This is a genomic window from Terracoccus sp. 273MFTsu3.1, from assembly GCF_000383675.1.
Taxonomy (GTDB): domain Bacteria; phylum Actinomycetota; class Actinomycetes; order Actinomycetales; family Dermatophilaceae; genus Terrabacter.
Map to the genome: position 1 here is coordinate 203,731 of NZ_KB911823.1, position 24,515 is coordinate 228,245.

Below are 24,515 nucleotides of genomic sequence, written 5' to 3' on the forward strand. Positions count from 1 at the left end.
CGTATGCCGTGTGGCGCGGTCAGAGGGTCGGCGTGCCGTCCTCGAGGTAGAGCGTCCCGCCGTCGTGAGCGTGCAGCGCGTCGAGCAGCCGCTCGTTGTAGGGGGCGACCCGCCCCGTCCAGTCCCCTGGAGCGGCCCAGTGGACGCCGCGGATCTCGCGCTGCTGCAGGTGCGCCCGCTCGACGACGGCGGCGTCGACGGTGCCGAGGTCGAAGACGAAGACCGTCGCGTCGCCCCAGCCGTGCAGGGCTGGGAGCCAGTTGACCGCGAGCAGCGGCCCGGCGGTGACGGCGAGGTCGAGCTCCTCACGGACCTCGCGGACGACGCACGCGGCGGGTGACTCGTGCCGGTCGACCACGCCGCCGGGGAGGTCCCACTCGCGCTTGTAGACGAGCTCGCACAGCAGCAGGTGCCCCGCGCCGGAGCGCAGGACGCCCTGGGCGATGGCGCGCTTGGTCGGAAGGGTCGAGTCGAGCATCGCCGTGAAGCCCTCACGGGTGTCCGGATGTGCGTCGTCGCGCCGCCGACCGAGCACGACCGTGTCCTGGCGCACGCCGGCGAGCGTCGCGTTCCCGCGCAGCCGTCCCTCCCGGCGGAGCCCGGCTCGCAGGGCGGTGCGCACGGATGCCCGGTTGTCGGGGTTGACGTGCGCCTCGACACGCTCGAGGTCGAGCGCCTCGAAGGCCCACTCGACGAGGAGGCGCACGGCCCGCCACGCGAGACCCTGACCGCGGTAGGGGGCGAAGACCGCCCAGGACAGGACGCCGACACCGGGGTCCTGCACGCGGACGTCGACCGTGCCGGCGGGTCGCCCACGCCACTGCACGAGGTAGGTCACCTTGGACCGGTCGGACCACTCGGCGTGGGTGCGCTCGATCCAGGTCCGGTGCTCGTCGGCCGGTGGTTCGACGGCGGGGAAGTCGAACCAGCGGGCGATCTCGCGGTCGTGGAGAGGGCGGGTCTCGTCGCTGTCGTCGATCGTCCACGGCCGCAGCACGAGCTCGCCCTCACGGAGCGTCGGCTGGTCGGTCACCTCCCCAGCCTAGGGATGACCATCGGGCGCGGGCGCGCCGAGGGGGCCGGCGCCGGCGCCGGAGACGGGCAGGGCAAGCTCGAACCGGCAGCCGTGGCCGGCGTTGGCCACCGTCACGTCACCCCCGTGGGCCCGGGCGATCCCGCGCGCGACGGCGAGGCCGAGGCCGGCGCCCACGCCCGCGGCCGGCGTTCGCGCACTCGTGCCGCGCCAGCCCGGGTCGAAGAGCCGGTCGAGCTCGTCGGGAGGTATGCCGCCGCAGCCGTCCGCGACACTGACGCGGGCCACGTCGTCGTCGGCGGTGAGGGAGATGTCGACCCGGCCGCCGGGGTCCGTGTGGGTCAGCGCGTTCGTCACGAGGTTGGCGAGGGCGCGCGAGAGCTCACCCGCGTCGGCCGAGGCGGTGACGGACTCGACCGGGGCGGAGCCGCCCACGAGCACCCCTCGGCGATCCGCGAGGACCCGTGCCGATGCCAGGGCGTCGGAGACGAGGTCGCCGAAGTCGACGGGGGCGCGGTCGAGTCGCAGCGTGCCGGACTGCAGCCGCGACAGCGCGAGGAGCCCCCCGACCATGTCGGACATGCGGTCGGCCTCGGACCGGATGCGTGCCGGATAGCTGCCGTCGGCGGGGGCGTGGCCGTCCTCGATGGCCTCGGCCATCGCACGGATGCCGGCGAGCGGGGTGCGCAGGTCGTGCGACACCCAGGCGACGAGCTCCCGGCGGCTCTGCTCGACCTGTCGGTCGCGGTCGCGCTCGGCGGCCTCCTCGGCGGAGGCGCGCATCAGCTCCTGCACGCGCCGGGCGATGAGCCAGCCGAAGACGGCCGCGATGGGCAGGGAGGTCGCCGTCACGACGAGGACCACGGCCTGGTCGTGCTCGTTGATGAACATCGCGTGCGCCGTGACGACCACGCCGAGTGCGACGCTGAGGATGACGACGACAGGTGCCAGGACCGCGGCGGCGACGAGCGAGCGGGAGGCGAGGGCCCGGACGACGAGCGCCCCGACCGTCCCGACGGCGACCGCCGCGAGCGCGGCCAGCAGGGCCGCCTCGGCGATCACGTCCCGACCGCCGTGGCGGCGGCCGCGCCGTCCCACCGGTAGCCGACGCCCCACACGGTCTGGAGCCGGACGGGCCGCGCCGGGTCGGTCTCCACCTTCTCGCGCACCCGGCGCACGTGGACGGTGACCGTCGACTCGTCGCCGTACTCCCAGCCCCACACCTGTTCCATGAGCTCGCGTCTGGAGAACGCCGTGCCCGGGTGGGCCATGAGGTGGGCGAGAAGGTCGAACTCGCGGCTGGTCAGGGCGAGCGGACGGTCGGCGAGCCAGGCCTGGTGGCGTCGGATGTCGACACGCAGGTCGTCGTCGACGAGCGTCGTCGCGGCGGGCGGTGCGGCGGGCGGTGCGGCACGGCGCAGGATCGACTGGATGCGCAGCACGAGCTCGCGGCTGCTGAACGGCTTGGTCACGTAGTCGTCCGCACCGATCTCGAGGCCGAGGACCCGGTCGGACTCCTCGCCCCGGGCGGTCAGCATGACGACCGGCAGGTCGCCGCGCTCGGCGCGCAGCGTGCGGAAGACCTCGAGGCCGTCGAGACCGGGGAGGGTGAGGTCGAGCACGACGAGGTCGGGGGAGCGGTCACGCGCCACGGACAGCGCCTCGCGGCCGTCCTGCGCCTCGAGGACGTCGAGCCCGGCACGGGTCAGGTAGCCGGAGACGACCTCGCGAAGCGTGGGGTCGTCGTCGACGACGAGGACGGTGGGCACGTCCCCAGCCTAGGCAGCGGCGGGCCGTCGGCGAGGGCGAAAGTCCTTGCGGTCCGGTGACGTCGGGCGGACGGTCGTCAGACCGGGTGCCGCCTCGTCGCGAGGACGCCGAAGGTCAGGGCGACCACGAGCAGGCTGGCCCCGAGCATGTGGAGCAGCACGAGCAGCTCGGGCAGCTTCGTGAAGTACTGGACGTAGCCGATGAGCCCCTGCGCCAGGGTGACGACGAGCACCATGGTCCACGCGCGGCGGGCCTCGTCGGTGGTCGCCGTGATGCGCACGGCGACGAGGGTCGCGATGACGAGACCGCAGAAGAGCATGACGGCGTCGGCGTGCATCCACGAGACGAACCGCGGGTCGAAGCCCGTGCGCGCAGGCCGGTCGGCGTCACCCGAGTGCGGCCCCGAGCCGGTGACGATCGTGCCGAGGAGCAGCACGACGGCACCGACGGCGCTCGTGCCGAGGGCGAGCGTCCGTGCGAGCGGGTGCACGACGAGCTCACCCGGGCCCGAGACGTCGTCGCGGGCGCCGCGCACGAGCATGGTCGACAAGGAGACGAGGACCATCGAGAGCAGGAAGTGCGACATGACGGTCCACGGGTTGAGGCCCGTCAGGACGGTGATGCCGCCGAGCACGGCCTGTGCGGGGATGCCGGCGAGGACGCCGATGGCGACCCGGTGCAGACGCCGGCGCTCCGGCCAGTGCGTGAGCACGACCCACAGCGAGGCGAGGGCGAGCACCGTGACGACGCTCGTCAACGTGCGGTTGCCGAACTCGACGAGGTCGTGGAACTCGCTCTCGGGCGTCCGGACGGGGGTGAACGAGCCGGGCTGGCACTCCGGCCAGGTGCTGCACCCGAGACCGCTGCCCGTGAGGCGCACGATGCCGCCGGTGACGACGATGCCGACCTCGCCGACGAGGTTGGCGAGCAGCAGGGGCCGCACCCAGCCGGGCCGGACGGCGGGGAGGCGGCCGGTGGCCCGGGCGAGACGGCTCGGGCCGGTCACGGGGGCGTCATCGGTCACGGGAGGCGTGGAGGACACCCCGCAAGGGTATGCCGCCGAGCGCGGTCGCCCCGCATCGCCCCGGTGTCGTCGGGACCCTGAGGACGGACCGTCCCCGGACGGGCGGCGGTGCCGTGCGGGGCCGGGTCAGGCCAGGCCGTTCCAGACCACGAGGGATCCCGCGTGACCGGCCAGCACGACGGTGATGATCGCGGCCACGGCGGACAGCACGACGAGCGTGCCGATGAGCACGTCGAACGCATGCCCCTGCGGTGACTCCTCCTCCGGCGGTCGGACGAACCACAGGGCCAGGAGCGTGAGGACCATGAAGGCCAGGCAGATGAGCTTGGCGCGGTCGCCCCACTCGGTGTGGTTGCGCAGCAGGTCGAAGTCCGTCGTGCTCGCACGCACCCGTGCGACCCGGCGCTGCAGGGCCTCGCCGCTCTCGGCCGCGACGAACGCCGAGACGCCCGAGATCACGGCGCCGGCAGCCGTCGGCCAGCGCAGCAGCCGCCGCCACCCCGGGCGCACGACGTAGGCGATCGCGCACAGCGCCGAGAGGGGGACGAGCACGACGACCGCGTGGATCACGAGGGCGTGCATCGGAAGACCGAAGATGTAGTCGAACACGTCGCCTCCAGGCCGGTCGGGGTCGTGGGGTGTGGTGCGGCTTCGTCGTGCGGTCGTGCGGTCGAGCGGTCGTGCGCGTGCTGCGGCCAGTCTCGTCCGCTCAGTCGTCGAAGCGGAAGAGACGCGCCGCGAGGACCGTTGCGACCAGTCCCCACGCGAGGACGACCGCGAGCGCGAGAAGGTTCAGCTGCCCGTCCACGAGGGCCGAGCGGAGCCCGTCCGCGAGGCCCGCCGACGGCAGCAGGGCCACGACGTGCGACACCCCCGCCGGCAGCTCGCTCCGGGGGACGACGACACCCCCGACCGCGAGGAGCAGCACCCACACGAGGTTCGCGATGGCGAGCACGGCCTCAGCACGCAGGGTCCCGGCGAGCAGGAGCGCGAGGGCCACGAAGGCCCACGTGCCGAGGACGACGAAGAGGACGGCATACGCGATCCCGGCGACCTCCGGTCGCCACCCGAGCACGAGGCCGAGCACGGCGATGACGCCGATCTGGATCGCCTCGACGGCCAGCGTCGCCGCCACCTTGGCCGCGACGAGCCCACCGCGCCCGAGCGGGGTGACGCCGAGGTAGCGCAGGACGGCGTAGCGGCGGTCGAAGCCGGTCGAGATCGCCTGGGAGGTGAACGCGGCCGAGATGACGCAGAGGGCGATGACGCCCGGTGTCGCCACGTCGATGCGCGTGCCCGGGCCGAGCGACGGCGACGTCGTGGCACTGAGGCCGACGAGCGCCAGTGCGGGCAGGACGAGCGAGACGAGCAGCTGCTCGCCGTTCCGGAGCAGGCTGCCGACCTCGAAGCGGGCCTGGGCGAGGACCCGGCGGCGAGGAGCAGCCGCTCCAGCGGCCGTCGGCGTCGTCGGGGTGGCTGAGGTGTTCACGCGGCTCCCTTGCGGGTCAGGCTGAAGTAGACGTCCTCGAGGGAGCGGCCGCCGGTCACCGAGGCCGGAGTCCCCTCGGCGACGGTGCGTCCCGCGTTCATGATGACGAGGTGGTCCGCGAGGCGCTCGGCCTCCTCGAACGAGTGGGTCGTCACGACGACGGTCGTCCCGGCCTCGCGCTGCTCGGCCACGAGCTCCCACACGTCGAGCCGTCCGTGCGGGTCGAGCCCGGCCGCCGGCTCGTCGAGGAAGAGCACCTCGGGACGCCCGAGCAACGAGGCCGCCAGGGCGAGGCGCTGCTTCTGGCCACCCGAGAGGCGGCGCACGGTCGTCGAGGCGAAGTCCGTGACGCCGAGTCGTCGCGCCACGGCATCGACGTCGAGCGGGTCGGCGTAGAGGCGGGAGAGGTGGTGGAGCAGACGCAGCGGCTTCGTGCCGTTGGGCAGGCCGCCGGCCTGGAGCATGACGCCGACGCGGGCCCGGTGGTCGGCGTCCGCCTGCCACGGGTCTGTGCCGAGGACACGCACCGTGCCACCGTCCGGTCGCCCGAGGCCGACGGCACACTCGATGGCGGTCGTCTTGCCCGCGCCGTTGGGCCCGAGGACCGCGGTGATGCGGCCGGCCGGGGCCGTCCACGTCAGCCCGTCGAGGGCGGACACCTGACCGAAGGTGCGGCGAAGGTCGGACAGTGTCACCGCATCGGTCATGGCTCATGAGTCTAGGCTCGGTGCCGACGACCCCGGTCACCGCACCTCGGTCGCCACCGGCGTACCCCTCCGCCGTCCTCGCTCCGCCCGCCCCACTCGACCCGCTCACCACACTCGACCCTGACGGAGACCCCGACCCGTGAAGATCGACCCAGCCGCCAAGCCCTTCACCGCGATGGCCGCCGTGCCCACGGTGATCGCCGCGCTGGCCCGCCGACCGCGCACGACCGCCGCCCTCGGCCTGCTGACCGCGGGGGTGACCCTCTTCTTCCGCGACCCCGACCGCACCCCGGACCGCTCACCCGTGTCCGACCCCGACGTCGTGCTGGCCCCGGCCGACGGGATCGTCATGCACGTGGGGGAGCCGCAGCCGGGCATCGCCCCGCCGGGTGAGTGGCAGCAGGTCAGCATCTTCCTGTCGCTGCTCGACGTGCACATGAACCGCTCGCCCTACGGCGGCCGCGTCATCGACGTCACCCACACGCCGGGCCGCTTCCTCGCCGCCTACCGCGCCGAGAGCGCCACGAAGAACGAGCGCAGCGAGATCATCGTCGAGCGCGTCGTCGCGGGCCGACCGCGCCGCATCGTCTACCGCCAGCTCGTCGGCCAGCTCGCGCGCCGCATCGTCACCCGCATCGAGCCCGGTGACGAGATCGCCACCGGCGAGCGCATGGGGCTGATGAAGTTCGGCTCGCGCATGGACGTCTTCGTGCCGCCGGAGGTGCAGCTCGAGGTCACCAAGGGCAAGCGCGCCATCGGTGGCGAGACCGTGCTGGGCCGCTTCCCGGCGGCGGCCGCCTCGTGAGCGGCGACGCGGCCTCCACCTCCGACGACCGCCCCCGCCGGCGCGACCGGGTGAGCCGGCGCATCCGGCTCGTGTCGGCCACCGGCGCGCGGGTCATCCCGCTCGACCGGCTCAACCCGCGCGTCCGTGCCCGGGCGACCCTGCCGAGCCTCTTCACGCTCGGCAACATGCTGTGCGGCTTCTCGTCGGTGCTCCTCTCGTTCCAGGGGCACTTCCGCGCGGCCGCGGTGCTCGTCGGCATCTCGATCGTCCTCGACATCTGCGACGGGGCGGTGGCCCGCGCCGTCGGTGCCATCACACCGTTCGGCCTGCAGTTCGACTCGCTCGCCGACCTCATCTCGTTCGGGATCGCACCCGCCGTGCTCGTCTACACGTGGGCGCTGCCGGCCTACCCGGTCTGGGCGTGGGCCGGGGCGATGTTCTGGCTGGCCTGCGCGGCCTATCGTCTGGCCCGCTTCAACGTCACCATCGACCCCCTCGCCGACAAGCGCTACTTCGTCGGACTCGCGAGCCCGGGCGCCGCAGGCGTCGTCATCTCGACGGTGCTCGCCATCGGCGAGCCGCTCTACGACTGGGCGCCCCTCGTGCCGGTCGCGGCCGGCGTGGTCCCGGCCGCGCTCATGGCCTCGTCGTACCGCTTCCGCTCCTTCCGCGACCTCCTCTCGCCGCGCCACCTGCGGATCACGGTCCCGCTCGGGATCGTCATCGCGCTGGGACTGGCGCTCTTCCCCGGCGCGACGGGCATGGCGCTCGCGTACGGCTACGTGCTGACCTGCCCGTTGGGCTGGGTCACGGCCCCGCTGCGGAGGCGCTGGTTCGGGGAGGACGCCGTCGCGCCCCCGCGCACGCGGATGCCGTCGGTCATCATGCCGCCGGACCCGGACGACGACGACGACGATGACGACGGGGACGACGACGCTGAGCGCGCGCCGTGGCGGTAAGGAAGACCTAACTGGAGTCGCGGCCCCAATTACGTCACAATGGTGTGGTGTTTATCGGAGCGCATGCCCCGCGTGAGACGAAGAACGGCGAGGACGGCCAGCACGTCTCGCCGCTCGAGTCGCGCACGCGCTCGCGGGTGCTCCACATGGTCTCCGCCGACGGCCCGATCTCGGCGGCCGAGCTCGGGCGTCATCTCGACCTGACCCCGGCAGCCGTGCGTCGTCACCTCGACGCGCTCGTCGAGCAGGGCGCCGTCGTCCCGCACGAGCCCACCGGTGGCCGCCGCGGTCGTGGACGCCCCGCTCGCGCCTACGTCGTGTCCGACGCCGGCCACAGCGCCCTCGAGGCCGACTACGACTCGCTCGCGGTCGAGGTGCTCCGCTACCTCGAGGAGCACGCGGGACCCGCGGCCGTCGGCGACTTCGCCCGCAGCCGCGTCGGCGCGCTCGAGGAGCGGTATGCCGCCCGGCTCGCAGCCGCCGGCGACGACCCCGCCGCCCGCACCGAGGCGCTCGTCGAGGCGCTGAGCGAGGACGGCTTCGCCGCGACCGCCCGGCCCGTCGGCGCGGGGGGCCTGACCGGCGTCCAGCTGTGCCAGGGCCACTGCCCGGTGCAGCACGTCGCCACCGAGTTCCCGGCCTTCTGCGAGGCCGAGACCGACGCGTTCTCCCGGTTGCTCGGGGTGCACGTCCAGCGCCTCGCGACCCTCGCGGGCGGACACCACGTCTGCACGACGTTCGTCCCGACCGGTGGGATCGGCTCCCGCCCCCGGAAGACCACGCAGCCCTCGGGTGTTGACCCGGAGGCTGCCCCACCTCGTTCGAGTACCACCGACACGCTCACGCACGTCAAGGAAGGTTCCTCATGACCACCCACATCGAAGAGCTGAACCCCGGCCTCAAGGGCATCGGCACCTACGAGTACGGCTGGGCCGACAGCGACGTGGCCGGGTCCACGGCGCGTCGAGGGCTCAACGAGGACGTCGTGCGCGACATCTCGGCCCGCAAGAGCGAGCCGGAGTGGATGACGAAGCTGCGCCTGAAGAGCCTCAGCCTCTTCGGCAAGAAGCCCATGCCCTCGTGGGGCTCGGACCTCACCGGCATCGACTTCCAGAACATCAAGTACTTCGTGAAGTCCACCGAGAAGCAGGCCGCCACGTGGGACGACCTGCCCGAGGACATCAAGAACACCTACGACCGTCTGGGCATCCCGGAGGCCGAGAAGCAGCGCCTCGTCTCGGGTGTCGCAGCCCAGTACGAGTCGGAGGTCGTCTACCACCAGATCCGTGAGGACCTCGAGGCCCAGGGCGTCATCTTCCTCGACACCGACACGGCCCTGAAGGAGCACGAGGACCTCTTCCGCGAGCACTTCGCGACCGTCATCCCGGCCGGCGACAACAAGTTCGCCGCGCTCAACACCGCCGTGTGGTCGGGTGGCTCGTTCATCTACGTCCCCAAGGGTGTCCACGTCGACATCCCGCTCCAGGCGTACTTCCGCATCAACACCGAGAACATGGGCCAGTTCGAGCGGACGCTGATCATCGCCGACGAGGGCTCGTACGTGCACTACGTCGAGGGTTGCACCGCTCCGATCTACAAGTCGGACTCGCTCCACTCGGCCGTCGTCGAGATCATCGTCAAGAAGAACGCCCGCGTGCGCTACACGACGATCCAGAACTGGTCCAACAACGTCTACAACCTCGTCACGAAGCGCGCGACCTGTGAGGCCGGCGCGACGATGGAGTGGGTCGACGGCAACATCGGCTCCAAGGTGACGATGAAGTACCCCGCCGTCTTCCTCATGGGCGAGCACGCCAAGGGCGAGACGCTCTCCATCGCCTTCGCCGGCGAGGGCCAGCACCAGGACACCGGCTCCAAGATGGTCCACGCGGCTCCCAACACGAAGAGCTCGATCATCAGCAAGTCGGTCGCCCGTGGCGGCGGTCGTGCGAGCTACCGCGGCCTCGTGCAGGTGCTCGAGGGCGCGTCGCACTCGGCCTCGACCGTGCGGTGCGACGCCCTGCTCGTCGACACGATCAGCCGATCCGACACCTACCCCTACGTCGACATCCGCGAGGACGACGTGTCGATGGGTCACGAGGCCACGGTCTCGAAGGTGTCCGAGGACCAGCTCTTCTACCTCATGTCGCGCGGCATGGCCGAGGACGAGGCCATGGCGATGATCGTGCGCGGCTTCATCGAGCCGATCGCGCGTGAGCTGCCCATGGAGTACGCCCTCGAGCTCAACCGCCTCATCGAGCTGCAGATGGAAGGAGCCGTCGGCTGATGGGCCTTTTGGCTGACACGACCACCGACACCCCCGAGACCCAGCAGAGCGAGACCACGGTGCCCGACGCCGCCCCGACCACCACCGTCGCCGCCCCCGGCGCGGCCGCCCACACCGACTCCGCCGCGGCCTTCGTGCCCGACCAGTCGCGTGCCGAGCGCACGGCGTCCTTCGACGTCACCGCCTTCCCGATCCCGTCGGGTCGCGAGGAGGACTGGCGCTTCACGCCCGTCAAGAAGCTCGCCGGCCTGCTGGCCGAGGGCGCGACGGGCAGCCTCGACTGGAGCACGTCGCTCCCCGAGGGCGTCACGACGTCGACGATCACCTCCGAGCAGGCCCAGGGCCTCGGCATCCTGCCGCCGCAGGACCGTGCGGCCGTCGTGGCCGGTGCGGCCGCCGGCGGCGCGCTGCTGCTCGACATCCCGGCCGAGGCCGAGCTCGACGAGCCCGTACGCCTGTCGCTCGTCGGCCACGGCGGTGAGCCCGTGCACGGTCACCTCGTCGTGCGTGCCGGTCGCTTCTCCAAGGCGACCGTCGTCGTCGAGCACACCGGGTCGGCCCGCTACGCGCAGCTCGTCTCGGTCGTCACCGGCGACGGCTCCGACCTCACCGTCGTGTCGGTGCAGCGCTGGGCCGACGACGCCCAGCACCTGGCCCAGCACGACGCCCTCGTCGGGCGAGACGCCCGCTTCAAGCACCTCTCGGTGTCGCTCGGCGGCGAGGTCGTCCGGGTCAACGCCAACGTGCGCTATGCCGGCCCGGGCGGCGACGCGACGCTGCTCGGCGTCTACTTCGCCGACGCCGGCCAGCACCTCGAGCACCGCTCGTACATCGACCACAACGCACCGCACTGCAAGAGCCGCGCCACCTACAAGGGTGCGCTCCAGGGCGAGACCGCTCGCACGGTGTGGGTCGGCGACGTGCTCATCCGCGCCGAGGCCGAGGGCACCGACACCTACGAGCTCAACCGCAACCTCGTGCTCACCGACGGCGCCCGCGCCGACTCGGTGCCGAACCTCGAGATCGAGACCGGCGAGATCGAGGGTGCCGGACACGCTTCGGCGACAGGGCGGTTCGACGACCTGCAGCTCTTCTACCTCCAGTCGCGCGGCATCAACGAGGACGAGGCCAAGCGCCTCGTCGTGCGCGGCTTCTTCGCCGACATCATCCGCGAGATCCCCCTCGCCGACCTGCGCGACGAGATCACCGCGGCGATCGAGGACGAGCTCGCGTCGACGGCCTACGCCGCCCCCACCCAGCACACGCCCAGCATCACGAACAAGGAGAACTGACCCATGAGCACGCTCGAGATCAAGGGACTGACGGTCTCGGTCGAGACCGAGGACGGCCCCAAGGAGATCCTGCGCGGGGTCGACCTCACCGTGAAGTCGGGGGAGACGCACGCGATCATGGGGCCCAACGGCTCCGGCAAGTCGACGCTGGCGTACAGCATCGCCGGCCACCCGAAGTACACCGTCACCGGCGGCACCGTGACGCTCGACGGCGAGGACGTCCTCGCCATGAAGGTCGACGAGCGCGCCCGCGCCGGGCTCTTCCTCGCGATGCAGTACCCCGTCGAGGTCCCCGGCGTCACGGTCAGCAACTTCCTGCGCACGGCCAAGACGGCCATCGACGGCGAGGCGCCCAAGCTCCGCACGTGGGTCAAGGACGTCAAGGCCGCCATGGGCAACCTGCGCATGGACCCCGCGTTCGCCGAGCGCAACGTCAACGAGGGCTTCTCCGGTGGCGAGAAGAAGCGCCACGAGATCCTCCAGATGGAGCTGCTGCGCCCGAAGGTGGCCATCCTCGACGAGACCGACTCCGGCCTCGACGTCGACGCGCTCAAGATCGTCTCCGAGGGCGTCAACCGGGCCAAGGACTCGAGCGACCTCGGCGTCCTGCTCATCACGCACTACACGCGCATCCTGCGCTACATCAAGCCCGACTTCGTGCACGTCTTCGTCGACGGCAAGGTCGTCGAGGAGGGTGGCCCGGAGCTGGCCGACCGCCTCGAGGACGAGGGCTACGACCGCTACCTCACCGCGGCCCCGGCCGCGGCGGTCGAGGCCTGAGCCGAATGACCGACGTCCTGCCGTTCACGGACGGGGAGCTCGCCGCGATCCGCGGCGACTTCCCCATCCTGACGCGCACGGTGCGCGACGGCAGGCCGCTCGTCTACCTCGACTCGGGGGCCACGTCGCACAAGCCGACGCCGGTGCTCGACGCCGAGCGCGCGTTCTACGAGCAGCACAACGCCGCGGTCCACCGCGGCGCGCACCAGCTCGCGGAGGAGGCGACCGACGACTTCGAGGCCGCCCGCGCGACCGTCGCGTCGTTCATCGGGGCGCCCGCCGACGAGGTCGTCTTCACGAAGAACGCCACCGAAGCGCTCAACCTCGTCGCGTACGCCTTCTCCAACGCGGCCCCGACCGACGACCCCAAGGACGAGCGGTTCGTGCTCGGTGCCGGTGACGAGATCCTCGTCACCGAGATGGAGCACCACGCCAACCTCGTGCCCTGGCAGGAGCTCGCTCGTCGTACGGGCGCGACCCTGCGCTGGGTCCCGGTCGACGCGGACGGTGCGCTCGACCTGGCCGGGCTCGACGACCTGCTCACCGAGCGCACCAAGGTCTTCGCGTTCACGCACGTGTCCAACGTGCTGGGCACGGTCAACCCGGTCGCCGACCTCGCCGCCCGCGCGCACGCCGTGGGGGCGCTCGTCGTCGTCGACGCGTGCCAGTCGGTGCCGCACCTCGCGGTCGACGTGGCCACGCTCGGAGCCGACTTCATCGCCTTCAGCGGTCACAAGATGTACGGCCCGATGGGTGTCGGCGTCCTCTGGGGTCGCGGCGAGCTGCTCGAGGTCATGCCACCGTTCCTCACGGGTGGCTCGATGATCGAGCTCGTCACCATGGAACGGTCGACCTACGCGCCGGCGCCGCAGAAGTTCGAGGCCGGTGTGCCCAACGCCGCCCAGGCCGTCGGCCTCGCAGCCGCGGTCCGGTGGATCGAGGGTCTCGGCATCGAGCGCGTCCACGCCCACGAGGCCGCGCTCGTCGACCTGCTCCAGCGCGGTCTCGCCGAGCGCCCGTGGGTGCGTGTCGTCGGTCCCGCGGTCGGCACGCCGCGCGGCGGTGCCGTCGCGTTCGTCGTCGACGGCGTGCACGCCCACGACGTGGGCCAGGTGCTCGACGACGCCGGTGTGGCCGTACGCGTCGGCCACCACTGCGCGTGGCCGCTGCACCGTGCTCTCGGCGCCACCGCCACGACCCGCGCGTCGTTCGCCGTCCACAACACCGTCGCCGAGGTCGAGGCGCTGCTCGCGGCGCTCGACCGGGTGCCCGTCGTCTTCGGGCTCGACACCGAGAGGGAGGCGAGCTGATGGACCTCTACCAGGAGCTCATCCTCGAGCACTCCAAGCGCCCGCACCACGCGGGCCTGCGCGCCCCGTTCGACGCCGAGGTGCACCACATCAACCCGACGTGCGGCGACGAGGTGACCCTTCGGGTCGACGTCTCCGGCACGGGTGCCGAGGCCGTCGTGACCGACGTCTCCTACGAGGCGCAGGGCTGCTCGATCTCCGTCGCCAGCGCGTCCGTCCTCGCCGAGGAGGTCATCGGCCACCGGGTCGACGAGGCCCTCGAGACCTTCGAGGCGATGCGCGCCATGCTGACCTCCCGCGGCCAGGTGGCCGGCGACGAGGCCGTCATCGGGGACGGCGTCGCGTTCGCCGGCGTCTCGAAGTACCCCGCGCGCGTCAAGTGCGCCCTGCTCGGCTGGACCGCGTTCACCGATGCCCTCGCCCGAGCGGGTGTCGACATCACTTCCACGAGTTCCGCCTCCCCCCAAGGAGTTTCGTCATGACCCAGACCACCACCCCGCCCAACGTGGCCGACGTCGAGGAGGCCATGCGCGACGTCGTCGACCCTGAGCTCGGCATCAACGTCGTCGACCTCGGCCTCGTCTACGGCATCACCGTCGACGCGCAGTCGCACGCCGTCATCGACATGACGCTGACGTCCGCGGCGTGCCCCCTCACCGACGTCATCGAGGACCAGACGGCGCAGGCGCTCGAGGGCCTCGTCACGACGCACCGGATCAACTGGGTGTGGATGCCGCCGTGGGGACCCGACAAGATCACCGAGGACGGCCGCGAGCAGCTGCGCGCCCTCGGCTTCAACCTCTGAGCCTGCACCACCCGCGCTCGTGACGACGCGCGTCATCGAGGTCGACCCCGGGCGGTTCGACCGCTGGATGGCGGGCTTCGCCGAGCGGCACGGCACCTACGACGCCGCCGGGGAGACCACTCCCGGCGGCGTCGTCGTGTCCGCGCGCGCGGCCGACGGATCCACCGTCGTGGCGACGCCGTTCGCCCACGAGCCCCTCGGCGTCATCCTCGTCAGGCGCGGTGGGTATGCCGTGGGGCTGGCTTCCGGCGGCGCCTTCACCGCCTCGAAGGTCGGGACCCGCCACGTGCAGTCGCGCACCGCGGCGGGCGGCTGGTCGCAGCAGCGCTTCACCCGCCGACGCGGCAAGCAGGCCGACGAGCTCGTCGATGCCGTCGTCGGCCACGCGCGACGGGTGCTCCTCGGGGACGACGAGTCACCGGCGACGGGAGCGGACGGCATACCTCATGGTCTGGTCGTCGGCGGGGACCGCACGCTCGTGCGCGAGGTCCTCGACGCCGGGGCCCTGCGCGCCCTGGCGGGGCTGCCGATGCGTGAGCTCTACGACCTGCCCGACCCGAAGCGCGACGTGCTCGAGAGGGCGCTGCGCCGTGGTCGAGCCGTGCGCATCGAGCTGGACGAGGCGGCGCCGGGCGCCGTCAGCTGACGGTGTCGACGCCGAAGGTGTTGCACTGGTTGAGGTCGCCGGTCTGGTAGCCCTGCAGGAACCACTTCTGGCGGGCCTCCGACGAGCCGTGCGTCCAGTTCTCTGGAGTGACGCGGCCCTGCATCTTCTTCTGGATGCGGTCGTCCCCGACGGCTGACGCGGCCGAGAGCGCGGACGTGATGTCCTGCTCGGTGATGGGCTTGAGCAGTGGGGTGCCGCTGGCGTCGGTCGTCTCGGTCGCGTGCTTGACCCACGTGCCGGCGAGGCAGTCGGCCATGAGCTCGATGCGAACGGCGCCGGAGTTGGGGCCCTGCGGGTCCTGCTGCGCCCGGTCGAGGATGCCGAGCAGGTCCTGCACGTGGTGGCCGTACTCGTGCGCGATGACGTACTCCTTGGCCAGCTGGCCGCCGTCGGCGCCGAACTTGCTCTGCAGCTCCTCGAAGAAGCTCGCGTCGACGTAGACCTTGGCGTCGAGCGGGCAGTAGAACGGACCGACCTGCGAGTTGGCGGTGCCGCAGCCCGACGGGGTCTGGCCCTGGTAGATGACGGTCTTCACCGGCTCGTAGTTCATCTGGTACTTCGGCAGCGTCTTGCCCCAGTAGTCCTGGACGCTGTTGACCGTCGCGATGATGAGGCAGACGTCGTTCTTGTTGGCGTCGGCTCCGGTCTTGCACTGGGAGAACTCGCCCTGATCGACCTGGCCCGCGGCCGCGACCTGGCTGCTCTCGAGCTGCTGGGACGGGAGGCCACCGGCACCCGTGCCGGAGTCACCGCCGCCACCGAGGATCTTGCCTCCGCCGAAGATGAGCATGAGCACGAGCAGGATGAGGCCGCCGATGCCTCCGCCGACCTGGATGCCGCCGGGGAAGCCTCCGCCGCCGCCACCACCGCTGCCGCCGCTCTGCACCTGGGAGGTGTCGAGCTGGGCGCTGTCGTTGAAGCTCATCTGCCGCTCCTCGGGTCGGGACCGGGGGCCTCCCCGGTCCGGTCGAGATCACCCTAGTGCGCGGGGACCTGTGGACGTCGGCCGCTGCCGCAGCTGCCGTGACGGTGTCGTACCCGGTGGGGCCGGGTCAGCGATGGGCGGGGCGGTCTCGGGTGGCGTCGGCGGCGCCCGCCGACTTCACGAGCCGCGCGGCGAGGTCCTCGGTGGCCTGGACGAGCGCGGGAGACCCGACCACCTCGAAGGTCAGCGGGGTCACGGCGAGCTGGCGGGCGTACCACTCGGGCTCGTCGGTCGTGGCGCGCAGCCGGACCCCGCCATCGACCGGCTCGAGCCGCCCGAGGCTGCGCGGGATCCAGCGCGTGGCCTCGTCGAGGTCGGCGCGAAGGAGGACGTCGACGTCGTGGCGCCAGCCCTGGGAGAGGTGCTCCTCCAGCGTCCGGAGGGCGTCGAGGTCGTCCGGCGGGTCGAAGGTCACCGACGTCGTGAAGACCGACCGGACCCGGTCGACGCGCAGGGCGCGTCGGGCGTCGCTCGTGTGCGACCAGCCGAGGAGGTACCAGCGGCCGTGGCGCAGGACGACGGCCCAGGGGTCGATCTCCATGGGCCGCTCCCGGCCGTCCTCGAGGCGGTAGTCGAGACGCACCCGGCGCGACCTCGTGCACGCCTCCACGAGCTGGGCCGTCAGCGCCGGGTCGACGCGCAGGCTCGGGTCCGGAGGTGGCCCGGTGACGCGACGGACCGCCCGCACCGGTTCGGCGACCTGCTGGGGGAGCACGCGCAGGATCTTGGACAGGGCGGCCCCGACGAGCTCGGTCGGGTCGGCGGCGCCGCGGTGGCCCTCGAGCACCGCCATGACGAGGCCGAGCGCCTCGGCGGCCGTGAACATCAGCGGAGGCAGACGGAGCCCACGGCCGACGCGGTAGCCGCCGTGCGGGCCGGTGACCGACTCGATGGGCAGGTCGGCCTCGCGGAGGATCGCGACGTAGCGGCGGGCGGCGCGCTCCGAGACGCCGAGGTGGGCGCCGAGCCGCTCCGCCGTGATGCCGGGGCAGTCCTGGATGGCCTCGAGGGCGAGAAGCGCCCGTGCCGTGGGACTCGTGTCGTACCGCATACCTCTCTCACCTCCCGGACGCCGACCGTCCGGGACGACGGTATCGCTCGGCGGCGACGGTCGAGCCCGTCGACTGACCTCCGATGTCGGGCCGGATCCGTGCTGGGTGGGTAGTCTGGGTCGTCCTGTGGGGCGTACGACGAGGAGGCTTCATGGCAACCTTCGGCCCGACCGACGACCTGCACGGAGCGGAGTTCGTCGACACGGACCTCCGCGGTGCCCGCTTCGTCGGCGCCGACCTCTCCGGCGTGGTCATGCGCGGTGTGCAAGTGGAGGGCCTGGAGATCGAGGCGCCCTGGCTGTTCGACGGCGAGACCTTCCTGCTCGTCGACGGCGTCGACGTGATCCCGCTCGTCGACGCCGAGCTGAACCGTCGTTTCCCGGGACGCGCCGACCGGCGCGCCACCGATCCGGAGAGACTCGCCACCGCCTGGGACGCGCTGGAGCGCACCTGGGCCGCAACGCTGGCGCGTGTCGACACCATGCCGGCCGGCACCGTGGACGTGTCGGTCGCCGGCGAGTGGTCCTTCGCCCAGACGCTGCGGCACCTCGTGCTGGCCACGGACACGTGGCTGCGCAAGGCGATCCTCCACGAGGAGCAGCCCTACCACCCCTACGGGTTGATCGACGCTGCGACCGCGGACGACGGCTTCGACGTGTCCGTGCTCGCACGGGACGCACCGTCCTACGTCGACATCCTCGAGGTGCGGGCGGGCCGCGTCGCGATGGTGCGAGACGTCATCGCGGGCGTCACGCCCGAGCTGCTCGCGTCGGCCCGACCGAACCCGCACGACCCGGCCTACCCCGAGACGGTGCTCTCGTGCCTGCACACGATCCTCGAGGAGGAGTGGGAGCACCACCGCTACGCCGTGCGCGACCTCGACGTCATCGAGGGGGGCACCGGCGCCTGACCGCTCGCCGGAGCCGTCGTCAGCTGGGCTGCCACAGCTCGATCCGGTTGCCCTCCGGGTCCGTGACCCAGCCGAACCGCCCGACGCCGGGCATGTCCTGGCTCTCGGCGTCGACCTCAGCCCCGGCGGCGCGCAGCTGCGCGAGCATGGCGTCCAGGTCGCCGACCCGGACGTTGAGCATCGACTGCTGGGTGCGGACGCCGAGGTAGTCCGTGTCGGCGGGAAACGCGGCGAACACGGTCGGCCCGGCCTCCTGCTGCCACAGGCCGTTGGCGTCGAAGTCCAGTCCCAGGGCCTCGCGGTACCAGGCGCTGAGGGCCGCGGGGTCGGCTGCCCTGAGGAAGTAGCCGCCGATGCCGAGGACGTGTTCCATGCCGACAGCATGGCAGGGCGCGCGCTCGTCCGTCGGACGTCCTACGAGGCGATGCGCTCCCGACGGTCGGGGCCGGAGCCCCGTGGGGTGGCGCCGGCCCCGGGCGGGCTGATCTCGGCCCACACCGCATCGAGCGAGAGGCCGAGGACCTCGGCGATCGCGGCGATCGTCGGGAAGGCCGGGGTGGCCACGCGGCCTGACTCGATCTTGCGCAGGGTCTCGGGGGAGATCCCTGCCTCGAGGGCGGTCTCGAGCATCGTGCGGTCCCCACGGGCCCGACGCAACAGGGCGCCGAGACGCTGTCCGCGCTCGACCTCCGCGGGTGTGAGCGGCAACCTGACCATGATCTCGATCCTAGACCGGGATACCATGGCCGGGATAGTTATTGGTGGGACGCAGCCGCATCGAAAGGCGCCGCATGATCGAGATCCTCAGCCCCTCCCAGCTGCCCCGCGCGAGGGATGCGGGAGCTCTCGTCGCCGACGTCCTGCAGGCCCTGAAGGGCCGCGCCGTCGTGGGCACCAACCTCCTGGACATCGACGGTTGGGCGAAGGCCATGATCCTCGAGGCGGGAGCCGCCTCCTGCTACGTCGACTACGCACCCGCTTTCGGACGCGGCCCGTTCGGCCACTACATCTGCACCTCGGTCAACGACGCCGTGCTCCACGGGCTGCCCCACGACCGGGCGCTCGCCGACGGCGACCTGCTGTCGCTCGACCTCGCCGTGAACCTGGGCGGGGTGGTCGCCGACTCGGCGATCAGCTTCGTCGTGGGCGAGTCCCGCCCTCCCGAGAGCGTCGCGATGATCGAGGCCACCGAGCGGGCGCTCGCGGCCGGCGTCGCCGCGGCCGGGCCGGGCGCCCGCGTCGGAGACCTCTCGTATGCCATCGGCTCGGTCCTCTCGGACGCGGGCTACCCGATCAACACGCAGTTCGGTGGCCACGGCGTCGGGTCGACGATGCACCAGGACCCGCACGTGGCGAACACCGGCCGGCCGGGACGCGGCTACACGCTGCGCCCCGGGCTCCTGCTCGCCCTCGAGCCGTGGGTCATGGCCGGCACCGCCGAGCTCGTGACCGATGCCGACGGGTGGACGCTCCGGAGCGCCACCGGCAGCCACACGGCCCACAGCGAGCACACGATCGCCATCACCGACGACGGCGCCGAGATCCTCACCCTCCCGACGACGGCGCGGCCCTAGCGCCGACCCGCGCCGACCCGCAGCGACCCGCACCGACACGCACCGACCCGCACCGACACGGCGCTGTCGCGGGTCGTCCGGCCAGGCCGTCGCCGGGCCGTGTCAGGAGACGACGACGGCGTCCGGGGTCGTCGTCGTCAGGCGCATCCGGACCGGGACGACGTCGCCGATGCGTGGGGGAGCGACGCCGGCCGGCAGCACGAGGAGGCTGCACTGCATGTGCGGCGGCTCGGCGAAACGCGGCATGACGCCCGACACGGTGAAGGGCGAACGGACCCGGTGGGCCGCCTCGAGCACACCCTCGGTGACGGCGATGGCACGCGACCGCGCGGTCGCGGCCGAGGAGGGGCTCTCCATGGCGACGCCGTGCGACGTGCCGCCGCTGACGACGACGAGGTGGCCCGCGGCGACCGCCCGCTGTCGATAACCGACCCGTGTGCCCTTGGTGACGGGTCGCACGTCGAGCACGTGCGCGCGCACCTCGTAGGAGCCCTTGTCGGCGTACCAGAGGTCGGTGCCGATGCGCGGCCGGAACTCGTGGTCCGGGAAACGCGCTGCGAGAGTGGCGAGCTCGGCGGGAGAGACGTGCGAGACGAACCAGGTCCGCACGCCAGGGACGGCGGCGATGAAGCGCGAGATCTCCTCGACGTGGCCCGTGCCGAGCGGGAGGTGCAGGGTGACCCCGACGGCGTCGGCGACGCCGGCCAGAGCGGCCACGTCGGCGACCGGCGTCCCGTAGCGGTTCATCGAGGTGAGCCCCTCGACCACGACCCGCGCGTCCGCCAGCACCTCGCGAAGGCTCACGAGGTCTGGCTCGGTCGTCACGGTGTGCACGACGCGCCGGTTCGCGAGGTCGGGCAGGTCGGCGTGGACGGCCGCGCGGTAGGGCTCCATGACGAGCACCTCACCGCCGAACGCGCCCAGCGCAGAAGGCAGCTCGGCGTAGGTGCCGATCGCGACCATCGACACCCCGAGGCGAGCGGCCTCTCCACAGAGCAGGTCGCGGCCGAAGCCGTAGCCGTTGCCCTTGACGACGGGGACCACGCCGGGGTGCTCGGCGACAAAACGGTCGTGGCCGGCGCGCCAGCGCTCACCGTCGACGTGGAGGACGAAGCTCACGGCCGATCACCGCCGCTTCATGTAGAGGTCGAATGCCTTGTAGAGCAAGCGGTTCAGGGGAAGATCCCACTCGCCGGCGAGCCGCACGGCCTCGCCGCCGGTCCCGACCTTGAAGCGGATGAGCCCGATGTGCGGGTTGGACTCGTCGACCGTGTTGGTGATGCCGCGCAGGTCGTAGACACCGGCGCCGGCTGCGATCGAGTCCTGCATCATCCGCCACTGGATGGCCGTCGAGCCCTGCAGCTCGCGCTTGGCGGACGTCGACGCGCCGTAGGAGTACCAGGCGTGCTCGCCGACGCGGATGAAGATCGTCGCCGCGAGGACGTCGCCCTCGTGCTCGGCGAGGTAGACGCGGATCCGCTCGGGGTCCTCGGCGGACAGCGCGGCGTACATCTGCTCGAAGTAGGCGAGCCCACGTGGCGTGAAGCGGTCGCGCTCGGCGGTCTCGACGTACGTGCGGTGGAAGGCGGGCAGGTCGGAGGCGTCCCCGACCCGGACCGTGACGCCGTTCTTCGCGGTCTTCTTGATGTTGCGGCGCCACAGCTGGTTCATGCCGGCGAGCACGTCGGCCTCGGTGCGGCCGGCGAGCGGCACCTGGAAGACGTACTCCGGCTGACCGGCGGCGAAGCCGTCGTCGGGGCTGAGGTGGCGGAAGCCGAGCCGCTGCAGCTCGGCGACGACCGCCGTGCCCAACGGCTCGACGACGTCGGGCGTCGCGTCGTCGTAGCGGCGGACGGCCGGGTCGCCGATGGCGGCCTTGATCGTGGCGGTGCGCCAGCGGTGCGTCGCCACGGGCGGCCCGAGCCGCAGCGCGAAGGCGCCCTTGGACGTGAGGTGGTCACGGAGCGCCCGGAGCAGCTCGACGAGCCGCGGTGACGCCCAGTCGATGCACGGACCCTCGGGCACGTAGGCCAGCGACCGCTTGAGGCGCGGCAGGGAACGATGCAGCACGAGCGCGGCGCCGACCATCTCCTCGCCCTCGAACCAGCCGACCGACTCGGCGCGCCACTCCTTCTTGACGTCGGCCCAGGCCGGCGTCTGGAGGAAGCTCGCCGAGGGCTGGGACCGCAGCCAGGCGAGGTGCTCGGCTGCGGAGATGTCACGAACGGAGATGGGCGCGTTCACGCTGGCTCACGCTACCCGAGCGCGACGGGTCACCCGACACGCCTCGCCCGCAGGACGGCATACGCCCTCTGTGACCTGCCCGGCACGGCTGGGCCGACCGAGGACGGGTGCCGTGTCGCTCAGGCCCAGCCCATGGTGCGCGGGTCGGGGGGCAGCCGCGGGTTGAGCAGGTGGGCGACGAGAGCGGTCCACCCGGTCTGGTGCGTCGCACCGAGGCCCTCGCCGGTGTCGCCGTCGAAGTACTCCGAGAACGTCGGGTGCGCCGACCACAGCGGGTCTGGCGAGGACTCGATGCGCTTGCCGTCGGAGGGGCGTCGGCCGTCGACGGGGCGGAAGAGCGCCGTCAGGCCGCCGTCGATGACGTCGGCCGCCTCGTCGAGCGTGCGCCAGTCACCCGAACCCGTCGGGATCTCGATGCGGAAGTCGTCACCGAAGTAGCGACCGTAGGTGCGCAGCTTGTCGGCGAGCAGGACGTTCGTGGGGAACCACACCGGGCCGCGCCAGTTGGAGTTGCCGCCGAACATGCCGGTGCGCGACTCGCCCGGCTCGTACTCGATGGAGACGGTCTCGTTGCCGAGCGTCGCCGTCACGGCCTGGCGCGTCGCTGCGGACAGCGACCGAATCCCGTAGGGGGACAAGAACTCCTCCGAGTCGAACATCCGCTCGAGGATGCGGCGCAGGCGCTTCGGCGGCACGAGGGTGAGCAGCATCTTGCCGTCCTCGCGGGCGAGCATCGGCTTGACGAGCTCGGGCCGTCGCTGCTGGAGCCACTGGAAGCGGCTCGTCACGTCGGGGCACTCGTCGACGACCCACGAGGGGATCTCCGTCGCGCCGAGGATCGGCAGCAGCCCGACCATCGAGCGCACCCGCATGTGCGGCGCGCGGCCGTCGGGCTGGACGAGGACGTCGTAGTAGAAGCCGTCCTCCTCGTGCCACAGCGACTTGTCGCTGGACCCGAAGTGCCGCATCGCCTGGGCGATCGAGAGGAAGTGCTCGAGGAACTTCGTCGCGACGTCGTCCCACGCCTTGTCGGTGCGCGCGAGCTCGAGGGCGATCTTGAGCATCTGCTGGCAGTAGAAGGCCATCCAGCTCGTCGCGTCGGACTGCTCGAGGCGGAACCCCGGTGGCAGGGGAGCGGAGCGGTTGAACAGGCCGATGTTGTCCATCCCGAGGAAGCCGCCCTCGAAGAGGTTGCTGCCGTTGGCGTCCTTGCGGTTGACCCACCAGGCGAAGTTGAGCAGCAGCTTGGTGAAGACCCGGGTGAGGAACTCACGGTCGCGGTAGCCGTCGATGCGGTAGACGTGCCACGCCGCCCACGCGTGGACGGGCGGGTTGACGTCGCCGAACTCCCACTCGTACGCCGGGAGCTGGCCGTTGGGGTGCATGGCCCACTCGCGGCACATGAGGAGCAGCTGCTCCTTGGCGAACTCCGGGTCGACGTGGGCGAGCGGGATCGTGTGGAACGCGAGGTCCCACGCGGCGAACCACGGATACTCCCACTCGTCGGGCATCGAGATGACGTCGGCGAGGGCGAGGTGCTTCCAGTGCTCGTTGCGGCCCTTCTTCCGCGACTCGGCGACAGCGGGGCCGACCGGGTCGCCGTCGACCCACTGGCGCACGTCGTAGCGGTAGAGCTGCTTGCCCCAGAGGAGGCCGGCGTAGGCCCGGCGGGCGACGTGGCGGTCGGCCTCGCCGAGGGAGGCGTCGATGACGTGGCCGTAGAACTCGTCGGCCTCGGCCGACCGGGAGCCGAGCACGTCCTCGAAGGGCTCGCCGAACCACTCGAGCCCGGGGTCGCCGGTCGCCAGGCGCAGGTCGACCGTGACCGTCTCACCCGGCTCGACGGCGTCGAACCGGTACCAGAACGAGCACTTGCTGCCGTAGCCGCCGGGGTTGACGGCCTGGGTGCGCCCGTGGACGACGCGCTCGTTGATCGAGTCCTTCGGGTAGAGCGACTGGTTGGCGAGCGCGTGGTCGCCGAAGACGTGGCGGGCGTTCGTCTCGTTGTCGCAGAACAGCGTCGTCGGCGAGCCGGACGCGGCGAGGACGTAGCGGCCGAGGAAGCCGTGCGTCACCTCGGCGGCGCGGTAGCCACGCGTCGGGCGTCCGTTGCGGCGGATCTCGCGTAGCTCGGTGACGCGGTCGTCGACGCCCCAGGACCACGTGTTGCGCAGCCAGATCGTCGGCAGCACGTGGAGCGGCGCGGCAGTCGGTCCGTGGTTGGTCGCGGTGATCCGGATGCACATGTCGTCGGGCCCGGCCTTCGCGTACGTCATCGTGACGTCGAAGAACTCGTGCTCGTCGAGGATGCCCGTGTCGCCGAGCTCGAACTCCCTCTCGTCGCGGGTGCGCTCGCGGTTCTCGCGTCGCAGCTGCTCGTAGGGGAACTCGGCCTGCGGGTAGCGGTAGAGCCACTGCATCCACGAGTGGGTCGGTGTGCCGTCGAGGGCCCACCAGTACTCCTTGGCGTCCTCCCCGTGGTTGCCCTCCTCGTTCGTCAGTCCGAAGAGGCGCTCCTTGAGGATCGGGTCCTTGCCGTTCCACAGGGCGACGGAGAAGTTGAGGAAGCCGAAGCGGTCGCTGATGCCTCCGAGCCCGTCCTCGCCCCAGCGGTAGGCGCGCGACACGGCCTGGTCGAACGGGAACTCCGACCACGCGTTGCCCTCGGCCGAGTAGTCCTCGCGGACCGTGCCCCACTGCCGGCCTGAGAGGTAGGGGCCCCAGAGCCGCCACGGGGCGTCGTGGCCGGGGGAGTCGATGAGCCGCGCGTGCTCCGCACTGAGCGGTTCACCCGGGGGCAGGGGGACGTTCATGGGGGACATCGTGCTGCATCGATGTGT

At 72.0% G+C, this 24,515-nt stretch carries 26 protein-coding genes; 12 read left to right on the plus strand and 14 right to left on the minus strand.

Annotated features, from left to right (window positions below; all coding sequences use genetic code 11):
* Positions 1-19 precede the first annotated feature (19 nt).
* The 7 genes from H283_RS0113820 to H283_RS0113850 all read right to left on the minus strand — a co-directional run bounded on the left by H283_RS0113820 (position 20) and on the right by H283_RS0113850 (position 6,023).
* The gene (locus tag H283_RS0113820) at positions 20-1,033 is read right to left on the minus strand and encodes an NUDIX hydrolase (RefSeq protein ID WP_020144114.1); all 1,014 of its coding nucleotides are present in this window, start codon (positions 1,031-1,033) and stop codon (positions 20-22) included.
* Between the two features lie 9 nt (positions 1,034-1,042).
* Positions 1,043-2,095 (minus strand): cell wall metabolism sensor histidine kinase WalK, encoded by a 1,053-nt coding sequence (locus tag H283_RS25205; protein WP_196805990.1) that lies wholly within the window; start codon positions 2,093-2,095, stop codon positions 1,043-1,045.
* Positions 2,092-2,802: a response regulator transcription factor gene (locus H283_RS0113830; protein WP_020144116.1), complete on the minus strand. Its 711-nt coding sequence runs from the start codon at positions 2,800-2,802 to the stop codon at positions 2,092-2,094. Before H283_RS0113830 ends, H283_RS25205 begins: the two co-directional genes overlap by 4 nt.
* 77 nt (positions 2,803-2,879) lie before the next feature.
* Complete coding sequence (locus H283_RS0113835; RefSeq protein WP_020144117.1) at positions 2,880-3,809, minus strand: heme A synthase; 930 nt, start codon at positions 3,807-3,809, stop codon at positions 2,880-2,882.
* A 144-nt stretch (positions 3,810-3,953) separates the two neighbouring features.
* Positions 3,954-4,436, minus strand: coding sequence for a DUF2231 domain-containing protein (locus H283_RS0113840; RefSeq protein WP_020144118.1), 483 nt, complete (start codon positions 4,434-4,436; stop codon positions 3,954-3,956).
* Positions 4,437-4,536: 100 nt separating this feature from the next.
* A complete protein-coding gene (locus tag H283_RS0113845) occupies positions 4,537-5,316 on the minus strand; it encodes an ABC transporter permease (protein ID WP_020144119.1) in 780 nt (259 codons plus the stop codon).
* Entirely contained in the window at positions 5,313-6,023 is a 711-nt protein-coding gene (locus tag H283_RS0113850; RefSeq protein ID WP_020144120.1) for an ABC transporter ATP-binding protein, read from the minus strand. Before H283_RS0113850 ends, H283_RS0113845 begins: the two co-directional genes overlap by 4 nt.
* A gap of 139 nt (positions 6,024-6,162) precedes the next feature.
* On the opposite strand from H283_RS0113850, the gene H283_RS0113855 reads away from it, so the two are divergent.
* Genes H283_RS0113855 through H283_RS0113900 form a run of 10 tightly spaced genes read left to right on the plus strand, consistent with a single transcriptional unit; the run spans position 6,163 to position 14,889 of the window.
* Positions 6,163-6,828 (plus strand): phosphatidylserine decarboxylase, encoded by a 666-nt coding sequence (locus H283_RS0113855; protein ID WP_020144121.1) that lies wholly within the window; start codon positions 6,163-6,165, stop codon positions 6,826-6,828.
* Complete coding sequence (locus H283_RS0113860; protein WP_020144122.1) at positions 6,825-7,769, plus strand: phosphatidylcholine/phosphatidylserine synthase; 945 nt, start codon at positions 6,825-6,827, stop codon at positions 7,767-7,769. The genes H283_RS0113855 and H283_RS0113860 overlap by 4 nt, the downstream gene beginning before the upstream one ends.
* Before the next feature lie 44 nt (positions 7,770-7,813).
* A complete protein-coding gene (locus H283_RS0113865; RefSeq protein WP_020144123.1) occupies positions 7,814-8,638 on the plus strand; it encodes a helix-turn-helix domain-containing protein in 825 nt (274 codons plus the stop codon).
* On the plus strand, positions 8,635-10,056 hold the full coding sequence (gene sufB, locus H283_RS0113870) for a Fe-S cluster assembly protein SufB (protein ID WP_020144124.1): 1,422 nt from the start codon (positions 8,635-8,637) through the stop codon (positions 10,054-10,056). The genes H283_RS0113865 and sufB overlap by 4 nt, the downstream gene beginning before the upstream one ends.
* Positions 10,056-11,348, plus strand: coding sequence for a Fe-S cluster assembly protein SufD (gene sufD / locus H283_RS0113875; RefSeq protein WP_081633873.1), 1,293 nt, complete (start codon positions 10,056-10,058; stop codon positions 11,346-11,348). Before sufB ends, sufD begins: the two co-directional genes overlap by 1 nt.
* Positions 11,349-11,351: 3 nt before the next feature.
* Positions 11,352-12,128 carry a Fe-S cluster assembly ATPase SufC gene (sufC, locus tag H283_RS0113880; protein ID WP_020144126.1) on the plus strand — a complete coding sequence of 259 codons (777 nt, stop codon included), beginning with the start codon at positions 11,352-11,354 and terminating at the stop codon, positions 12,126-12,128.
* Between the two features lie 5 nt (positions 12,129-12,133).
* On the plus strand, positions 12,134-13,438 hold the full coding sequence (locus H283_RS0113885; protein WP_020144127.1) for a SufS family cysteine desulfurase: 1,305 nt from the start codon (positions 12,134-12,136) through the stop codon (positions 13,436-13,438).
* Positions 13,438-13,920, plus strand: coding sequence for a Fe-S cluster assembly sulfur transfer protein SufU (gene sufU, locus H283_RS0113890; protein ID WP_020144128.1), 483 nt, complete (start codon positions 13,438-13,440; stop codon positions 13,918-13,920). The genes H283_RS0113885 and sufU overlap by 1 nt, the downstream gene beginning before the upstream one ends.
* Positions 13,917-14,243 (plus strand): metal-sulfur cluster assembly factor, encoded by a 327-nt coding sequence (locus H283_RS0113895; RefSeq protein ID WP_020144129.1) that lies wholly within the window; start codon positions 13,917-13,919, stop codon positions 14,241-14,243. The genes sufU and H283_RS0113895 overlap by 4 nt, the downstream gene beginning before the upstream one ends.
* Before the next feature lie 19 nt (positions 14,244-14,262).
* Positions 14,263-14,889, plus strand: a complete 627-nt coding sequence (locus H283_RS0113900; RefSeq protein WP_020144130.1) for an acVLRF1 family peptidyl-tRNA hydrolase — start codon at positions 14,263-14,265, stop codon at positions 14,887-14,889.
* Here the strand turns inward: H283_RS0113900 and H283_RS0113905 are convergent.
* A complete protein-coding gene (locus tag H283_RS0113905; RefSeq protein WP_020144131.1) occupies positions 14,882-15,835 on the minus strand; it encodes a neutral zinc metallopeptidase in 954 nt (317 codons plus the stop codon). The two genes, H283_RS0113900 and H283_RS0113905, sit on opposite strands and share 8 nt — an antisense overlap.
* 127 nt (positions 15,836-15,962) lie before the next feature.
* Positions 15,963-16,946 carry a YafY family protein gene (locus H283_RS0113910; protein ID WP_020144132.1) on the minus strand — a complete coding sequence of 328 codons (984 nt, stop codon included), beginning with the start codon at positions 16,944-16,946 and terminating at the stop codon, positions 15,963-15,965.
* A gap of 152 nt (positions 16,947-17,098) precedes the next feature.
* Between H283_RS0113910 and H283_RS0113915 the strand changes: the two genes are divergently transcribed.
* Positions 17,099-17,857: a DinB family protein gene (locus H283_RS0113915; RefSeq protein WP_020144133.1), complete on the plus strand. Its 759-nt coding sequence runs from the start codon at positions 17,099-17,101 to the stop codon at positions 17,855-17,857.
* A 19-nt stretch (positions 17,858-17,876) separates the two neighbouring features.
* Here the strand turns inward: H283_RS0113915 and H283_RS0113920 are convergent, their stop codons facing one another.
* Positions 17,877-18,230, minus strand: a complete 354-nt coding sequence (locus H283_RS0113920; RefSeq protein ID WP_020144134.1) for a VOC family protein — start codon at positions 18,228-18,230, stop codon at positions 17,877-17,879.
* A gap of 41 nt (positions 18,231-18,271) precedes the next feature.
* Entirely contained in the window at positions 18,272-18,574 is a 303-nt protein-coding gene (locus H283_RS0113925) for a helix-turn-helix domain-containing protein (RefSeq protein WP_020144135.1), read from the minus strand.
* A 74-nt stretch (positions 18,575-18,648) separates the two neighbouring features.
* Between H283_RS0113925 and map the strand changes: the two genes are divergently transcribed.
* On the plus strand, positions 18,649-19,431 hold the full coding sequence (map, locus tag H283_RS0113930) for a type I methionyl aminopeptidase (protein WP_020144136.1): 783 nt from the start codon (positions 18,649-18,651) through the stop codon (positions 19,429-19,431).
* Between the two features lie 102 nt (positions 19,432-19,533).
* On the opposite strand, the gene H283_RS0113935 is transcribed toward map, so the two are convergent.
* The 3 genes from H283_RS0113935 to H283_RS0113945 all read right to left on the minus strand — a co-directional run bounded on the left by H283_RS0113935 (position 19,534) and on the right by H283_RS0113945 (position 24,488).
* Entirely contained in the window at positions 19,534-20,550 is a 1,017-nt protein-coding gene (locus H283_RS0113935) for an alanine racemase (protein WP_020144137.1), read from the minus strand.
* Positions 20,551-20,556: 6 nt separating this feature from the next.
* Positions 20,557-21,675, minus strand: coding sequence for a peptidoglycan bridge formation glycyltransferase FemA/FemB family protein (locus H283_RS0113940; RefSeq protein ID WP_020144138.1), 1,119 nt, complete (start codon positions 21,673-21,675; stop codon positions 20,557-20,559).
* A 119-nt stretch (positions 21,676-21,794) separates the two neighbouring features.
* Complete coding sequence (locus tag H283_RS0113945) at positions 21,795-24,488, minus strand: hypothetical protein (RefSeq protein ID WP_020144139.1); 2,694 nt, start codon at positions 24,486-24,488, stop codon at positions 21,795-21,797.
* Positions 24,489-24,515: the final 27 nt, after the last annotated feature.

Excerpts from the sequence above, each read along its gene's own strand:
- H283_RS0113850 (WP_020144120.1), bottom strand. The coding sequence starts at position 6,023 with ATGACCGATGCGGTGACACTGTCCGACCTTCGCCGCACCTTCGGTCAG.
- sufB (WP_020144124.1), top strand. The coding sequence starts at position 8,635 with ATGACCACCCACATCGAAGAGCTGAACCCCGGCCTCAAGGGCATCGGC.
- sufD (WP_081633873.1), top strand. The coding sequence starts at position 10,056 with ATGGGCCTTTTGGCTGACACGACCACCGACACCCCCGAGACCCAGCAG.
- sufC (WP_020144126.1), top strand. The coding sequence starts at position 11,352 with ATGAGCACGCTCGAGATCAAGGGACTGACGGTCTCGGTCGAGACCGAG.
- H283_RS0113885 (WP_020144127.1), top strand. The coding sequence starts at position 12,134 with ATGACCGACGTCCTGCCGTTCACGGACGGGGAGCTCGCCGCGATCCGC.
- sufU (WP_020144128.1), top strand. The coding sequence starts at position 13,438 with ATGGACCTCTACCAGGAGCTCATCCTCGAGCACTCCAAGCGCCCGCAC.
- H283_RS0113895 (WP_020144129.1), top strand. The coding sequence starts at position 13,917 with ATGACCCAGACCACCACCCCGCCCAACGTGGCCGACGTCGAGGAGGCC.
- H283_RS0113905 (WP_020144131.1), bottom strand. The coding sequence starts at position 15,835 with ATGAGCTTCAACGACAGCGCCCAGCTCGACACCTCCCAGGTGCAGAGC.
- H283_RS0113910 (WP_020144132.1), bottom strand. The coding sequence starts at position 16,946 with ATGCGGTACGACACGAGTCCCACGGCACGGGCGCTTCTCGCCCTCGAG.
- H283_RS0113915 (WP_020144133.1), top strand. The coding sequence starts at position 17,099 with ATGGCAACCTTCGGCCCGACCGACGACCTGCACGGAGCGGAGTTCGTC.
- H283_RS0113920 (WP_020144134.1), bottom strand. The coding sequence starts at position 18,230 with ATGGAACACGTCCTCGGCATCGGCGGCTACTTCCTCAGGGCAGCCGAC.
- H283_RS0113925 (WP_020144135.1), bottom strand. The coding sequence starts at position 18,574 with ATGGTCAGGTTGCCGCTCACACCCGCGGAGGTCGAGCGCGGACAGCGT.
- map (WP_020144136.1), top strand. The coding sequence starts at position 18,649 with ATGATCGAGATCCTCAGCCCCTCCCAGCTGCCCCGCGCGAGGGATGCG.
- H283_RS0113945 (WP_020144139.1), bottom strand. The coding sequence starts at position 24,488 with ATGAACGTCCCCCTGCCCCCGGGTGAACCGCTCAGTGCGGAGCACGCG.